The organism is Thauera phenolivorans (assembly GCF_001696715.1).
GTDB lineage: Bacteria > Pseudomonadota > Gammaproteobacteria > Burkholderiales > Rhodocyclaceae > Thauera > Thauera phenolivorans.
Genome location: NZ_MBFM01000001.1, coordinates 624,429 through 639,427 on the forward strand (window position 1 = coordinate 624,429; position 14,999 = coordinate 639,427).

At 70.9% G+C, this 14,999-nt stretch carries 12 protein-coding genes; 4 read left to right on the plus strand and 8 right to left on the minus strand.

The window, feature by feature from the left end; genetic code table 11:
- Window positions 1-118: 118 nt before the first annotated feature.
- The 5 genes from pdhA to BB334_RS02950 form a co-directional block, all read right to left on the minus strand.
- On the minus strand, window positions 119-1,207 hold the full coding sequence (pdhA, locus tag BB334_RS02930) for a pyruvate dehydrogenase (acetyl-transferring) E1 component subunit alpha (protein WP_068804135.1): 1,089 nt from the start codon (window positions 1,205-1,207) through the stop codon (window positions 119-121).
- A 37-nt stretch (window positions 1,208-1,244) separates the two neighbouring features.
- Complete coding sequence (locus BB334_RS02935) at window positions 1,245-6,095, minus strand: NAD-glutamate dehydrogenase (protein ID WP_068804137.1); 4,851 nt, start codon at window positions 6,093-6,095, stop codon at window positions 1,245-1,247.
- 146 nt (window positions 6,096-6,241) lie between these two features.
- Complete coding sequence (gene hpaI / locus BB334_RS02940) at window positions 6,242-7,042, minus strand: 4-hydroxy-2-oxoheptanedioate aldolase (RefSeq protein WP_068804139.1); 801 nt, start codon at window positions 7,040-7,042, stop codon at window positions 6,242-6,244.
- A gap of 41 nt (window positions 7,043-7,083) precedes the next feature.
- Window positions 7,084-8,283 carry a CaiB/BaiF CoA transferase family protein gene (locus BB334_RS02945; RefSeq protein WP_068804141.1) on the minus strand — a complete coding sequence of 400 codons (1,200 nt, stop codon included), beginning with the start codon at window positions 8,281-8,283 and terminating at the stop codon, window positions 7,084-7,086.
- Entirely contained in the window at window positions 8,280-9,212 is a 933-nt protein-coding gene (locus BB334_RS02950; protein ID WP_068804143.1) for a LysR family transcriptional regulator, read from the minus strand. Before BB334_RS02950 ends, BB334_RS02945 begins: the two co-directional genes overlap by 4 nt.
- A 148-nt stretch (window positions 9,213-9,360) precedes the next feature.
- Between BB334_RS02950 and BB334_RS02955 the strand changes: the two genes are divergently transcribed.
- The gene (locus tag BB334_RS02955) at window positions 9,361-10,074 is read left to right on the plus strand and encodes a DUF554 domain-containing protein (RefSeq protein WP_068804145.1); all 714 of its coding nucleotides are present in this window, start codon (window positions 9,361-9,363) and stop codon (window positions 10,072-10,074) included.
- A gap of 18 nt (window positions 10,075-10,092) precedes the next feature.
- Here BB334_RS02955 and BB334_RS02960 read toward each other — a convergent pair whose 3' ends face one another.
- On the minus strand, window positions 10,093-11,022 hold the full coding sequence (locus BB334_RS02960; protein ID WP_198531160.1) for a DMT family transporter: 930 nt from the start codon (window positions 11,020-11,022) through the stop codon (window positions 10,093-10,095).
- A 165-nt stretch (window positions 11,023-11,187) separates the two neighbouring features.
- Here BB334_RS02960 and BB334_RS02965 point away from each other — a divergent pair, with 165 nt between their 5' ends.
- Window positions 11,188-12,126 (plus strand): AEC family transporter, encoded by a 939-nt coding sequence (locus BB334_RS02965; RefSeq protein WP_068804147.1) that lies wholly within the window; start codon window positions 11,188-11,190, stop codon window positions 12,124-12,126.
- Here BB334_RS02965 and BB334_RS02970 read toward each other — a convergent pair.
- Window positions 12,113-12,346, minus strand: a complete 234-nt coding sequence (locus BB334_RS02970; RefSeq protein ID WP_068804149.1) for an acyl carrier protein — start codon at window positions 12,344-12,346, stop codon at window positions 12,113-12,115. The two genes, BB334_RS02965 and BB334_RS02970, sit on opposite strands and share 14 nt — an antisense overlap.
- Before the next feature lie 173 nt (window positions 12,347-12,519).
- Here BB334_RS02970 and BB334_RS02975 point away from each other — a divergent pair, with 173 nt between their 5' ends.
- On the plus strand, window positions 12,520-13,365 hold the full coding sequence (locus BB334_RS02975) for a class I SAM-dependent methyltransferase (protein ID WP_068804151.1): 846 nt from the start codon (window positions 12,520-12,522) through the stop codon (window positions 13,363-13,365).
- A 231-nt stretch (window positions 13,366-13,596) separates the two neighbouring features.
- The gene (locus BB334_RS02980; RefSeq protein WP_068804153.1) at window positions 13,597-14,277 is read left to right on the plus strand and encodes a PEP-CTERM sorting domain-containing protein; all 681 of its coding nucleotides are present in this window, start codon (window positions 13,597-13,599) and stop codon (window positions 14,275-14,277) included.
- A gap of 114 nt (window positions 14,278-14,391) precedes the next feature.
- Here the strand turns inward: BB334_RS02980 and BB334_RS02985 are convergent.
- On the minus strand, window positions 14,392-14,999 hold a 608-nt coding region (locus tag BB334_RS02985; protein WP_068804452.1), incomplete at its 5' end, for a DUF3750 domain-containing protein.

Below are 14,999 nucleotides of genomic sequence, written 5' to 3' on the forward strand. Positions count from 1 at the left end.
GACGGTGGCGCGAAACACCCCGCCGTTGACGCCGATGTCCTGGCCCAGCAGCAGCACCGAGACGTCGCGCGCCATCTCTCGAGCGAGCGCGCAATTCACCGCTTCCACCAGGTTCAGCTCAGCCATGCTCGCCTCCTTGCACGGGTGCGAAACGCAGCGCCTCGGCGCGCTGCGCCTGCAGCGCGGACGGCAGCGCGGCGTAGAGGTGATCGAACATCGCCGCGGTGTCCGGCGGCGGCGTGGCGAGATAGGTCTCCACCGCGGCAGCGACCGCCTCGTTGCATTCGCGCGCGAGCGCCTCTTCGTTGTCCTTGTCCCACGCGCCCAGCCGTGCGAGGTAGTTGCGCAGGCGCAGCACCGGCTCCTCGTGCCAGTACGCCTGCACCGTCTCGGGGTCGCGGTAGCGGCTGGCGTCGTCGGCGGTGGTGTGGTCGCCGAGACGGTAGGTGAGCGCCTCGATCAGCGTCGGGCCGCCGCCGGCGCGCGCCCTGTCGAGCGCCTCTCGTGCGGCCTGATGCACCGCCACGATGTCGTTGCCGTCGACCTGTACGCCGGGGATGCCGGCAGCGATCGCCTTCTGCGCCAGGGTCGCGCAGGCGGTCTGGCGCGCGCGCGGCACCGAGATCGCCCACTGGTTGTTGCTCACAACCAGCACCAGCGGCGCCTGCCACACGCCGGCGAAGTTCATCGCCTCGTAGAAGTCGCCCTTCGAGGTGGCGCCGTCGCCGAGGAAGCACACCGCGGCGCGCGCCTCGCCGCGCAGGCGGAAGGCGTAGGCGGCGCCGGCGGCGTGGCAGGCCTGGGTGGCGATCGGCACCGCGATCGGGAAGTCGGCGCGCGGCACGGCGAAGTCGCTGCCGCGCTCGTCGCCCCCCCAGTAGAGCAGGGTCTCGGCCATCCCGACCCCGCGCAGCAGCTGCGCGCCGTGGTCGCGATAGGACGGCACCAGCACGTCCTCGGCGCGCATCGCGGCGGCGACGCCGACGCCGATCGCCTCCTGGCCGAGCGCCGAGGCGAAGGTGCCGAGCTTGCCGGTGCGCTGCAGCGCGATCGCCTTGGCGTCGAAGGCCCGCGTCAGGCACATCGCGCGGTAGAGCGGGATCAGGCGCGCCGGATCGAGAGCGAACTCGGGCAGCGGCCCGGTGGGCGCCCCCTGCGGGTCGAGATAACGGGTGTACTCCACCTCGAAGCGTGCAACGGTATCCATGGCACCTCCTTGTCGTGGATGGGGGCTGGACTCCCCGCTAGATCAGCGCCCGCAGTTCGCGCAGCGCCACCGACAGCATCGCCAGGTCGAGCCCGGCCGCCGGCCGCATCTCGGCGATCAGCTGGTGGCAGCGCGACAGCGCGAAGCCGCGCTTCGCCTCCCAGGCGGCGAGCAGCGCCTCGGTGTCCTCGATTTCCGGACTCTCCGCGAGCACCGACGTCGCCAGGCCGCGCGCGACGCTGGTGAGTTCGTTGCGCAGCGCCACCCGCGCCAGGCCCTGCCAGCGCTCGCCCGAGGGCAGGGCGACGATCTGCTGCGACAGCCAGCCGAGTTCGAGGCGCCCGCCGAGGCCGAAGTACACGCTCGCCACGGTCTCCACGCTGCGCCCGGTGTCGGCGCCGATCTCGACGATGTCGAACCCGGCGAACTGCGCGTCGAGGCGCGCCACCCGCTGCGCCAGCGCGGGCGGCACGCCCTCCGCGGCGAGGCGCTCGGCCTCGGCGTCGAGCGGCGCGAGCTCGTGCGGAGCGAGCCAGCGCCCGAGGCCCTCGCCGATCTCCGCGATGCCGGGCGCGAAGCGCCGGATCGTCGCCTCCAGGTCGGCGAGCGCCTCGCGGTGCTGCAGCAGCCAAACCGTCCCGCGCATCACCAGACGGCCGACGATCGTCACCACCGCGTTCTGCGCCTCGACCCTCACCTGGTTGTCGAGCGACTCGTTCTCCTGCCACAGCGCGACCAGGCCGAAGATCTCGCGGGTGCACAAGTAGGCGCGCACGATGTCGGGCGCGGCGGCACCGCTCTCTTCCTGCAGCCGGTGCACGAAGCTCGGCCCGACGCGGTTCACCATGCTGTTGACCACATGGGTGACGATGATCTCGCGCCGCAGCGGGTGCTGGCGGATCTGCTGCGGGAAGCGCTCGCGCAGTGGCTGCGGGAAGTAGCGCTCGAGGGTGGTGGCGATATAGGGGTCCTCGGGCACGTCGGAGGCGAGCGCCGCGTCGTACAGCTCCATCTTGCCGTAGGCGAGCATCACCGCCAGTTCGGGCGTGGTGAGCGCGCCGCCGGCCTGGCGCCGCTCGGCGATCTCCTCGTCCGAGGGCAGGAACTCGATCTCGCGGTTGAGGCGGCCGGCCGCCACCAGATGGCGCAGGTAGCGCGCATGCTCCTCGAGCCGGCTGATGCCGCGTGCGCGCTCCATCGCCAGCACCCGGTTCTGCGCGCGGTTGTCGCGCAGCACCAGCTCCGCCACCTCGTCGGTCATCTCGGCGAGCAGGCGGTCGCGCTGCTTGCCGGTGAGCTCGCCGTCGGCCACGACCTGGTTGAGCAGGATCTTGATGTTGACCTCGTGGTCGGAGCAGTCCACCCCGCCCGAGTTGTCGATCGCGTCGGTGTTGATCAGCCCGCCCGCCCGCGCGAATTCGATCCGCGCGCGCTGGGTGAAGCCGAGGTTGCCGCCCTCGCCCACCACCCGGCAGCGCAGCTGGGCCCCATCGACCCGGATCGCGTCGTTGGCGCGATCGCCGACCTCGGCATGGCTCTCGCTGCTGGCCTTCACGTAGGTGCCGATGCCGCCGTTGTAGAGCAGGTCCACCGGCGCCAGCAGCACCGCGCGGATCAGCTCGTTCGGCGCCAGCCGTTCGGCCTCGATGCCGAGCGCGGCGCGCGCCTCGGGCGACAGCGCGATCGACTTCGCGCTGCGCGGATACACCCCGCCGCCGGCGGAGATCAGGCTGGTATCGTAGTCGGCCCAGGACGAGCGCGGCAGGCGGAACAGGCGCTCGCGCTCGGCATGGCCGGTCGCCGCGTCCGGTTCGGGATCGATGAACACGTGGCGGTGGTCGAAGGCGGCCACCAGCCGGATGTGGCGCGACAGCAGCATGCCGTTGCCGAACACGTCGCCGGACATGTCGCCGATGCCGACCACCCGGAAATCCTGCGACTGGGTGTCGTGGCCGAGGCTGCGGAAGTGGTGCTTGACCGACTCCCAGGCACCGCGCGCGGTGATCCCCATGCGCTTGTGGTCGTAGCCGGCCGAGCCGCCGGAAGCGAAGGCGTCGCCGAGCCAGAAGCCGTACTGGGCGGCGGTGCGGTTGGCGATGTCGGAGAAGCTCGCCGTGCCCTTGTCGGCGGCGACCACCAGGTAAGGATCGTCGCCGTCGTGGCGCACGACCTGGGGCGGCGGCACCACCTCGCCGCCGACGAGGTTGTCGGTGAGGTCGAGCAGGCCGCGCAGATACATCTGGTAGCACGCCACGCCCTCGGCCAGCAGCGCCTCGCGGTCGCCCGCCGGTGGCGGTCGCCGCACGACGAAGCCACCCTTCGAACCGACCGGTACGATCACCGCGTTCTTCACCTGCTGCGCCTTCACCAGGCCGAGGATCTCGGTGCGGAAGTCCTCCAGGCGGTCGGACCAGCGCAGGCCGCCGCGGGCGACCTTGCCACCGCGCAGATGCACCCCTTCGACCCGCGGCGAGCACACGAAGATCTCGAACATCGGCCGCGGCTCGGGCAGCAGCGGAACCCCTGCGGGGTCGAACTTGAAGGCCAGCCAGGACTTGGGCTCGCCGTCGGCGTCACGCTGGAAGAAGTTGGTGCGCAGAGTGGCCTGGATCAGCGCCAGGTAGTGGCGCAGGATGCGGTCCTCGTCGAGGTTGGAAACCTGCTCCAGCGCGGCGCCGATCTGCGCGGCGAGCGCCGCCTGCCGGGCGTCGCGCTCCTGCGCGTCGAGCGCGGGGTCGAAGCGTGCATCGAACAGCGCCACCAGCGCCGCGGCGATCTCCGGGTGGGTGGCGAGCGCCTGCTCGATGTAGCCCTGGCTGAACGTGAACACCGCCTGCCGCATGTAGCGGGCATAGGCGCGGAGGACGCCGACGCTGCGCCAGTCGAGGCCGGCGACCAGCACCAGGCGATTGAAGTCGTCGTTGTCGTTGTCGCCGCGCCAGGTGCGCAGGAAGGTCTCCTGGAAGCGCGGGCGCAGGTCCTCGATGTCGATCTCGCCGCCGCCGGCGACGCTCATGCCGAAGTCGTCGATCCACATCTGCTGGCCGTCGGCGCGGCGCACCTCGTAGGGGCGTTCCTCGAGCACGCTCACCCCCATGTGCTCGAGCATCGGCAGGCTGTGCGACAGCGGCACCAGGGCGCCGGCGCGGAACAGCTTGAAGCGCAGGCCGCCGGGCGGCGCCTCCAGCGGCACGTACAGGCTCATGCCGATCGCGTCGGCGCCGTCGAGGGCGTCGAGCTGGGCGATGTCGTGCACCGCCATGCGCGCGGAGTGGCGCTCGCGGTAGCCGGCAGCGAAGCCCTGGGCATAGCGGGCGAACAGGGCGTTGGCGCGCTCCTCGCCGAAGGCCTCGACCAGGGCCTGGGCGAGGTCGTCGTCCCAGCGCCGGGCGATGCGCACCAGGCGCTGCTCGAGCTCGTGCAGGTCGATCTCGGGCGCGGTACCCGGCGGCGTGCGCACCACGATCAGGATGCGCGCCAGCGGTGAGTCGCCCAGATGTACGGTGAATTCCGACGACACGCCGCCGAAGGCCTCGGTGAGCGCCGCCTGCATGCGGGTGCGGACGTCGGTGTTGTAGTTCTCGCGCGGCACGAACAGCAGGCAGGCGTAGAAGCGGCCGAAGGGATCACGACGCACGAAGAGGCGGGTGCGCTGGCGCTCGCCGAGGCGCAGCACCCCCATCGCGGTGGCGTGGAGTTCATCGACCGGGATCTGGATCAGCTCGTCGCGCGGGTATTGCTCGAGGATGGTGGCGAGCGCCTTCGCCGCATGGCTGCCCGGCAGGAAGCCAGCGCGCTCGAGCACCGCGGCGACCTTCCGGCGCAGCAGCGGGATCGCCTCGAGGCGCGTGCTGTAGGCGGACGAGGTGTACAGGCCGAGCAGGCGCCGCTCGCCGACGACCTCGCCCTTGTCGTCGAAGCGCTTGACGCCGACGTAGTCGAGGTAGCCGGGCCGATGCACGGTGGAGCGGGTGTTGGCCTTGGTCAGGGTGAGCAGGTTGGGCTGGCGCGCATAGGCGCGCAGCTCGGGCGGCATCTGGGCGAAGGCGAGCGAGGGCGCGGCCTCTCCGCGCTCGCGCAGGATGCCGAGCCCGCTGCCGGGCACCGCGCGCAGCACGTCGCCCCCGCCCGTGCCTGCATCGTCGCGCACGAGCTCGTAGTCGCGCGCGCCGAGCAGGACGAAGTGGCCCTCGGCGAGCCACTCCAGGAAGGCGCGCTGCTCGGCGAGTTCGGCGGCGGGCGTTGGCGGGGGGTTGCGCCCGGTCTCGGCGAGGATGTCATCGATGCGCGCCCGCATCCTGTCCCAGTCCTCGACCGAAGCGCGCACGTCGGCGAGCACCCGCAGCAGGCCATCGCGCAGCGCATCGAGCTGCTCGCGCTCGGTGCGGCGGTCGACCTCGACGTGGATCAGCGACTCGAAGCGTCCCCCCTCGAGATCGCGCTTCGGCACGACCTCGACGAGCACGCCAGCCTCGCGGCGCAGCTTCATCACCGGATGGATCACCAGGTGCACCGTGAGCCCCTGACGGTTGATCTCCATCGTGATCGAGTCGACGAGGAAGGGCATGTCCTCGCTGACGAGCTCGATCACGGTGTGGGTGGAGGTCCAGCCGTGCTCCTCGAGGCGCGGGTTGTACACCCGCAGCTTGGGTTCGCCGCCGGCGTAGCTGCGCGCGAAGTGCCAGTGCGAGAGCACCGCGCCGTAGAGATCCGCGAGCGGGCGCTCGGCGAGCTCCTCGGGCGCGGTCAACGCATAGTACTGGCGGGCGAACTCGGCCGCCTCCGCCGCCTGTTCGGGCGGCAGTTTCGCCGCGATCTCCTCGAGCAGGCGACCGACCGGGTCGCCCTCCTCCACGCCGCGCCGCGGCTGCGTACTCGCCTTGCTCATCCCCTGCCCCCTTTCTCTGCTGCGCCCTTCGCGGGCGTCTGTCGATTCGTTCGGGTGCCTCGCCTGTGTCTCCTCCTGCCGGGGAGGCTGCATCCCCGGTGCGCCCGTCGGCGGCGGACGCATGCGATGCCTGAGTGACTTCGAATTCAGTAAATGGTTGCAATCGCCCGGCCGGCGAGCTCGGGCTTGTACTGCGCCGCCAGCGCCGAGGTCGCCGCCGCCAGCAGCAGGGTATCGACCCCGACCGCGATGAAGCGGGCGCCGGCGTCGCGGTATTCGAGCGCGAGGGCGCGCTCGCCGCACAGCACGCCGCCCGCCTTGCCCGCGGCCGAGACCCGGCGCAGGCCGTCCTTGATCATGGCGACGATCTCCGGGTGGGTCGACTGGCCGAGGTGGCCATAGGAGGCGGCGAGATCGGCGGCGCCGAAGAACACGCCGTCGACACCCGCGACCTGCATGATCGCGTCGAGGTTCTCCATCCCGGCACGGGTCTCCACCTGCACCAGCAGGCACATCTCGTCGTTCGCGCGCTGGGCATAGTCGCCGATCCGCCCCCAGCGCGAGGCGCGCGCGAGCGCGCTGCCGACGCCGCGGATACCTTCGGGCGGATAGCGCATCGCCTGCACCAGGCCCGCCGCCTGAGCGGCGCTGTCGACCATCGGGATCAGCAGGGTCTGCACCCCGGTCTCGAGCAGCTGCTTGATCAGCACATGGTCGCCCTGCGGCGGGCGCACCACCGGCTGCGAGCAGTAGGGTGCGGTCGCCTGCAGCTGGGAGAGGATGGTGCGCAGGTCGTTGGGGCCGTGCTCGGCGTCGATCAGCAGCCAGTCGAAGCCGGCGCCGGCACAGATCTCGGCACTGAAGCTCTCCGACAGGCCGAGCCACAGCCCGTATTGCGGCTTGCCCGCGAGCAGGGATTGCTTGAACTTGTTGCGTTGCATGTCCATGGGGGGTCGTCCTGGCGTTCGATCGAAATGCGCATGTGACACTACACCGCGCCGGCCGCACGCAGCGCGGCGATCCGGCCCTCGTCGTAGCCGAGCGCGCGCAGCACCGCATCCGTGTGTTCGCCGAGCGCCGGCCCGATCCACTCGCTGCCGCCGGGCGTCGCCGACAGCTTGGGCACCACGCCGGGCATGCGGCAGTCGCGCCCGTCGGGCAGCCTCACCGTCTGCAGCATCTCGCGGGCGAGGAATTGCGGGTCGGCGAACATGTCGGCCACCGAGTAGATGCGCGAGGCCGGCACCTCCGCGGCGGCGAGCGCGGCGAGCACCTGCGCCTCGTCCTGCCCGGCCACCCAGGCGTCGATCAGCGCATAGAGCTCGTCGCGGCGGGCGTCGCGGCCGGCGTTGTCGGCGAGCGCGGGGTCGCCGGCGAGATCGGGGCGGCCCATCGCCAGCGCCAGGCGACGGAAGATGGCGTCGCCGTTGGCGCCGATGGTGATGTGTCGGCCGTCCTTCGTGGTGTGGGTGTTCGACGGCGTGATGCCGGGCATGATGTTGCCGGTGCGCTCGCGCACGAAGCCGAACACGTCGAACTCCGGCACCAGCGACTCCATCATCGCGAACACCGCCTCGTACAGCGCCACGTCCACCACCTGGCCGGCACCGCCATTCACTTCCTTGTGGCGCAGCGCCATCAGCGCGCCGAGCGCGCCCCACAGCGCGGCGATCGAGTCGCCGATCGAGATCCCGGTCTTGACCGGCGGGCGGTCGGGAAAGCCGGTGACGTAGCGCAGCCCGCCCATCGACTCGCCGATCGCGCCGAAGCCCGGCTGCTGCGCCTTCGGCCCGCTCTGGCCGAAGCCCGACAGGCGCAGCATGACCAGGCCCGGGTTGCTCCTGGAGAGCGCCTCCCAGCCCAGGCCGAGCTTTTCCAGCACGCCGGGACGGAAGTTCTCGACCACGATGTCGGCCTCGGCCACCAGCCGGCGCACCACCTCGAGGCCGCCGGGGTGCTTCAGGTTCACCGTCACCGACTGCTTGTTGCGCGCCTGCAGGTACCACCACAGCGAGGTGCCCTCGTAGAGCTTGCGCCACTTGCGCAGCGGGTCGCCGCCGTCGGGCGACTCGATCTTGATCACCTCGGCGCCGAACTCGGCGAGGATGCGCGCGGCGAAGGGGCCGGCGATCAGGGAGCCGAGCTCAATGACCTTGACGCCGTCGAGGGGTCGGGCAGGCTTGTTCATGGCGCGGGGTCCGGTGGGAGTTCGCTGCCGATTATCCCCTCATCGGCGTCCGTGCGGCATGACCAGGCGGCGAGCAGCTGCGCGGCGCGCGCGGCATCCTCGGCGCGCTCGCGACACACCAGCGACACCCGGTAGTCGGGCAGCTCGAACGCGATGCCGAGCACCCGGCACGCGTCCGACAGCCCGACGGTCTCGCTCTCGGGCACCACCGCGATGCCGGCGAAGCCCTGCTCGAGCAGGTCGAGGAGCAGTTCCACATCCGAACCGTAGAGCGCCACCTCGGCCGTCAGCCCCTCCGCCTGGAAGCGCCGCATCAGCCACTCGTAGCTGCCGATGCCGACCGAACGCCGCAGCACCAGCAGCGGATGGCGAGCGAGCTCGGCGAGACTGAGGCGCTCGATCCCCGGCGCGACCAGCGAGCGCGGCGCAACCGCCACCGTGCGGCTCGCCACCAGTTCGTGCACCCGCATGTTCTCGGTCTGCTGCGGCGGCAGCATGAAGGCCACGTCGAGCTGGCCTGCGCGCAGCAGCTGTTCGAGGTAGCTGGAATCCGCCACCACGACGCCGAGCCGGTGCGCCGGGAACGCGCGCTGCAACGCGTCAAAGCGCGACAGCCACAAGCGGCGGCAGGTCGGCGACACGCCGATGCGCAGTTCGGGGCCGGTGCGCGAGGCGGCACGCATCACCTCCTCGCGCGTCGCCTCCACTGCGCGCAGAATGTCTCGCGCGCGGCGATAGAACAGGGCGCCCGCCTCGGTCAGCGCCAGGCTGCGGCCCCTGCGCTCGAACAGCGGGGTGCCGAGCTCTTCCTCGAGCTCGCGCAGGCGCTGGCTGAGCGGCGGCTGCGCCATGTGCAGCACGCGCGCAGCGCGGCTCACCTGGCCCTGCTCGGCGATCGTGCAGAAGTAGCGCATGCGCTTCAGATCCATCACCGCCCCATATCAAGAAGATCTGGATTCAGACCTAAATGGTATTTTTTCCGCTTGAGATTCGCATCTAGACTTCGCGCCTCATATCGACAAGTCTAGTACACAAGATCAGCCGCCGCGGCCGCCGATCGCCCCACGGAGGTTCTCCATGCTCGGTCCCCTTGCCAATAGCGCGGCGATCATCGCCGGCGGCCTTGCCGGCGCCGCGTTCGGCCCGCGGGTGCCGCGCCGGGTGCGCGAGGCGATGCCGCTGACCTGCGGCCTGATCTCGCTCGGCATCGGCGCGGCGCTGATGCCCAAGATGGACAGCATCCCGGCGGTCGCGCTGGCGCTGCTGCTCGGGGCGCTGATCGGCGAGTTGCTCTACCTCGAGCGCGGCCTCGAACGGGCGATCGGCTGGGCGCAGGCCGCGGTCCAGCGGCGCTGGCCGTCGGAGCGCGGCAATCCCCGCGTCGAGGGCTTCGTCACCCAGTACGTCACCCTGCTCGTACTGTTCTGCGCGAGCGGCACCGGCGTCTTCGGCGCGATGAACGAGGGCATGACCGGCAACGCGGACATCCTGCTGGCGAAGGCGATGCTCGATCTCGTCACCGCGACCCTGTTCGCCACCGAGCTCGGCATGGCGGTGGCACTGATCGCGGCCCCTCAGATCCTGGTACAGCTTGCGCTCTATTTCAGCGCCAGCCTGCTGCTGCCGCTGACCACGCCGGCGATGCTGGGCGACTTCGCCGCCTGCGGCGGCGTCATCATGCTCGCCACCGGCCTGCGCATCTGCGGCATCAAGATCTTTCCGATCGTGAACATGCTGCCCGCGCTGGTGCTGGTGATGCCGGTGTCGGCGCTGTGGGCGCGCTTCTTCTGAGCGCCGCGGCCGCGCGCGTCAGCGCCGGCCGCGCAGCACCGCCCACATCGACGCGGCGACGATCAGCACCCCGCCGCTCCACGCCTGCAGGCCGAAGTCCTCGCCCAGCCAAAGCATCGCGAACACCGCGCCGAACAGCGGCTCGGTGCCGCTGAGCAGCGCCACCCGCGTCGGCGTGCTGTGGTTCAGCGCCCAGTTGCTGGCGAAGAAGGCGAACACCGTGCTGCCCAGCACCAGGTAGGCGGTGGCGCCCCAGAACGCGGGCAGTTCGGGCAGCGCCGGCAGCGCGCCGGGCAGCAGCAAGGCGAGCGCCAGGCAGCCGAAGCCGACCACCCCGGTCTGCACCGCGGTGAGCGCGAGCGCGGTCGAGGGACGGTCGCGCATCATGCGCGCGGTCAGGCAGACGATGATCGCGCGCAGCACCGCTGCGAGCAGCATCAGCAGGTCGCCGAAACCGAACACCGTGCCGGGTCCGCCGGCGAGCAACGCGGCACCGAGCAGCGACACGGCAGTGCAGACCAGCGCCGTGCCGCCCGGCTTGCGGCGCAGCAGCCACCATTCGGCGAAGGGCGTGAGCACGATGCACAGGCTGATCAGAAAGGCGGCGTTGGCCGCGCGCGTGTTCGCCACCCCATAGGTCTCGCACAGCATGATCGCCAGCAGCAGCAGGCCGAGCGGCAGCCCGGCGGCGAGGGCGTTGCGCCGCGCCGCCGCGTCCGCTGCCCACAGGGCCGGGGTGAGCACGAGGAAGGTGAGGCCGAAGCGCACCGCGAGGAAGCCGAGCACCGGATACCAGGTCAGCGCCTGCTTGGTGACCCCGTAGCTGGTGCCCCACACGAGCGCCACCAGCAGCATCAGGACGTCGGCGACTCTGAGCAGCGCGGCGGGCGAGGCGGGGGCGGCAAGCGGCATGGGCAGGGCGGGCGAAGGGAGGGGGGTCGCGATCATGCAGCGCTTCGACCGCGCGCGGCGGGCGGCGCAGGTCTCCAGCGCGCCGGCGCCGGACCGTGCGCGGCCTGCGCGAAGGGCGGGATTGTGATGCACAATCGTTGGGGACGGCAACCGTGACGCGTCCCGCCGTCCTCCCTTCCGCCCCGCCCTGCGCTTCCGCCGATGACCGCCCTCCTCCACCAGCTCTCGCTCTCAGCCCCCCTGTTTCTGCTGGTGCTCGTCGGCTACGGCCTGTCGCGCTTCGCCGGGTGGCCGAAGGACGTCGGCGACGCGTTGTCGCGCTTCGTGTTCGGCGCCGCGTTGCCGGCAATGCTGTTCCATCTGATGAGCGGGGTGTCGAAACTGCCGCCGGTCGATGCGCGGCTGCTGATCGCCTTCTTCGGCGGTTGCCTGGCGGTGTTCGTGATCGGCCGGCTGGTGGCGTGGAAGGCCTTCGGCCTCGACGGCGTGGCGCAGTCGGTGTTCGCGCTCGGCGGCGTGTTCTCGAACAACGTGCTGCTCGGCCTGCCGATCGCCCGTCTCACCCTCGGCGAGGCGGCCGTGCCCTCGGTCGCCCTGGTGCTGGTGTTCAACTCGCTGACCCTGTGGACCCTGGTCACGGTGTCGGTGGAATGGGCGCGCCACGGCGAGTTCTCGCTGCAGGGCTTCGCCCGCACCGCGCGCGGCGTGCTGCGCAACCCGATCGTCGCCGCGATCCTGTCGGGCACCGCCTTCGGCTTCACCGGGCTGGCGCTGCCGGCCTTCCTCGACAGCACGCTCGGGATGGTGTCGGACACCGCCGCACCGCTCGCACTCATCGCGCTCGGCATGGGTCTGGCCCAGTATCGCCTGCGCGAGGGTGTTGCGATGGCGGGCGCGATCTCGACGCTCAAGCTCGTCGTGCAGCCGCTGGTGGTGTGGGGCCTGGCGCTGGCGCTCGGCCTGCCGCCGCTGGAGACCCAGGTGGTGGTGCTGCTCGCCTCGATCGCGGTGGGGGTGAACGTCTACCTGATGGCCAACCAGTTCGGCACGCTGCAGGGACCGGTGGCCGGCAGCCTGCTGCTGTCGACCGCCTTTTCAGCCCTCACGACGCCGATGCTGATGGCGCTCACTTCAGGCTGAGCCGCGCCTGCACGAGATCGGCGACCTCGCCGAGCGTCTTCGCCGCGCCGAGCGCGCCATAGCCGAGCAGCACGCCATAGGCCTCCTCGATTCCGTACACCAGCGCCAGGGCGGCGAAGGAATCCCAGTTGCGATGCTTGGCGAACACGGTGTCGGCCGACAGCGTGGCGGGCGCGACGTCGAGCGCGCGTGCGGCGATTTCGATCAGCCTGTCGATCATCTCCTGCACTCCTTTAGACACGCGAACCGGGCCTCCTCCCGATTCTCCTGCGCCGATTGTGCGCCTTTCCGGCGATCGCCGCAGGGCCGGCTCGCCCCCTGCGCACCGGATCCGGGTGCACCGGCGGCTTACCGGAGTAGACTGCCGCCCACCCTGCGCCCGGAAGAACGCCCATGAACGCCCAGCACCCCGAGATCCGCCCCGAACAGTCGATCGAGCTGCTCAAGCAACTCCACATCCTGACTCGCGACGGCAAGCTCAACCAGGACAGCCGGCGCAAGCTCAAGCAGGTCTACCACCTCTACCAGTTCATCGAGCCGCTGCTCGCCGAGGCGCTCGCCGAGCGGCCCGACATCCAGCTGGTCGACCACGGCGCGGGCAAGTCCTACCTCGGCTTCATCCTCTACGACCTGTTCTTCAGGCAGCACGCCCCGGCCGGCCGCATCCACGGCATCGAGACGCGCGACGAGCTGGTGATGAGCTCGCGCCGGCTCGCCGACAAGCTCGGCTTCGCAGCCGGGATGCGCTTCCACAACCTGAGCGTGGCCGACTCCATCGGTTCGGACCGGCTCCCCGCGCGGATCGACGTCGTCACCGCGCTGCACGCCTGCAACACCGCCACCGACGACGCGATCCGCTTCGCGCTCGAAAAGCACGCGCGCTTCATCGTGCTCGTGCCCTGCTGCCAGGCCGAGGTCGCCGCGGTGTTGCGCAGGAACAAGCAGCAGGCGCTGAGGCAGCCGATCGCCGAGCTGTGGCGCCACCCGATCCACACCCGAGAGTTCGGCAGCCACCTGACCAACGTGCTGCGCTGCCTGCAGCTCGAGTCGCACGGCTACCAGGTCAGCGTCACCGAGCTGGTGGGCTGGGAGCACTCGATGAAGAACGAGCTGATCATCGCCAGCTACAAGAACCTGCCGCGCCGCCGCCCCGCGGAGCGCCTGGCCGAGCTGCTGCGCACGCTCGGGCTGGAAGAGCTGGGCGAACGCTTCTTCGCCGGCGCCACGCCGGCGGTGTGAACCAGCGCGGGCAATGTCGGAAAATCTGACATGCCAGCGTGTTTAGGGGAGAGGCCGCAACGACCCAAAATGGGTAACCGTATCGGATAATACTGATTGCAAAGCCTTTCCTCCCCCGCCCCCGCCGAGTGGCACGCAACGTGCTTTATGCCTTGCAACCAAGCCGGTTCCAGCACACGCCGGATACCGCAGGCATACGGGAAGCATCCCGCGAGAAAAATGGGGGGTCAAATGAACAAGAAACTGATGGCCGCGCTGCTGTTCGGCGCCGGCTGGAGCCTGTCCGCAGCGGCGGCGCCGGTCATCTGGACCGACTGGCTCAGCGCCGGCACCAACACCGTGACCGGCGAGCTCGTCATCGGCGACACCACTGTCGACGTAACTTACAGCGGCAGCTACGCCTTCGCGCAGACCGCCGGCGGCACCAACTACTGGACCGAGGGCACGCCCGCGCCCTACACTGGCTCGCCGCTGGTCGACAACGCCCCCGCCAGCACCGACATCATCGCGCTGCGTGTGGGCGGCACCAAGACCATCACCTTCTCGCAGCCGGTACTGGACCCGCTGATCGCGCTGGTGAGCTGGAACCGCAACACGGTGAGTTTCAGCACCCCGATCGAGTTCCTGAGCCATGGCGCCGGCCACTGGGGAAGCGGCACGCCGATCAACATCACCGACTTCGGCTTCAGCGGCTCCGGTGAACTCCACGGCGTGATCCGCCTGCCCGGCACCCATAGCAGCTTCAGCTTCACCGACGCCACCGAGAGCTGGCACGGCTTCACCATCGGCGTGGCGGGCCTCGCCGACGAGGGCGGATCGCCCGTGAGCGCGGTCCCCGAGCCCGGCTCGCTCGCCCTGCTCGGCCTCGCCGGCGCCGGCCTCGCGGCCCTGCGCCGCCGCAAGTCAGCCTGAAGCAGCCTCTTCGCGCTGTTTTGTTTTCCGGCCCGCAAGGGCCGGCTTTTTTGCGTACGCGGCCAGCATTCGCGGGCGCGCCGCGCGCCGCGCGCATGCCGCGCCCGCCCCGAGTCAGGGCGCGCCGGCCTCCGTGGCCGCGGCCGGACCCCGGCTGTCGTCCATGCCGAGCCGCCCGATCGAGGGCAGGCGTAGGCCGGGGCGGTTGAAGTCGAGGCCGAAGTGCAGACCGAGCAGATTGAACTCGACGCCCTCCTCCAGCCCCAGCGTCATCCCCAGCAGCCCGAGCAGGCTGAACTGCACGCCCCGGCCCGAGGGCGACAGGCCGAGCGGCGCGTCGATCGGCCGGTAGTCCTTGCCGATCGCATTGGCCGGCAGGTCGAGACGCAGTGCCGGCACCTCGCGGCCGACGTGGGCGAGGAAGGTGTTGCTGTTCGGGCCGGGGTAGCTGCGGTAGGTGTCGGCGTGCGGATAGGCGTGGATCGCCGCCTCGATGTCGTCGATCATCGCCGCCGCGCCTTCGCCGCGATGATCGACCAGCACCGTCGGCACCGCGCCGAACCACAGCCCGTCGGGAATCATGCGGTTACGCCGCACCACCGGGCCGCCGCCCCAGCGCGTCACCTCGTAGCGGGTGTAGGTAGTGTCGCCGGCGCGCTTGTAGATGATCCAGGGATGCACCGCGAAGTAGCCGCGCCAGCCGACCGTGGGCGCGGCATACA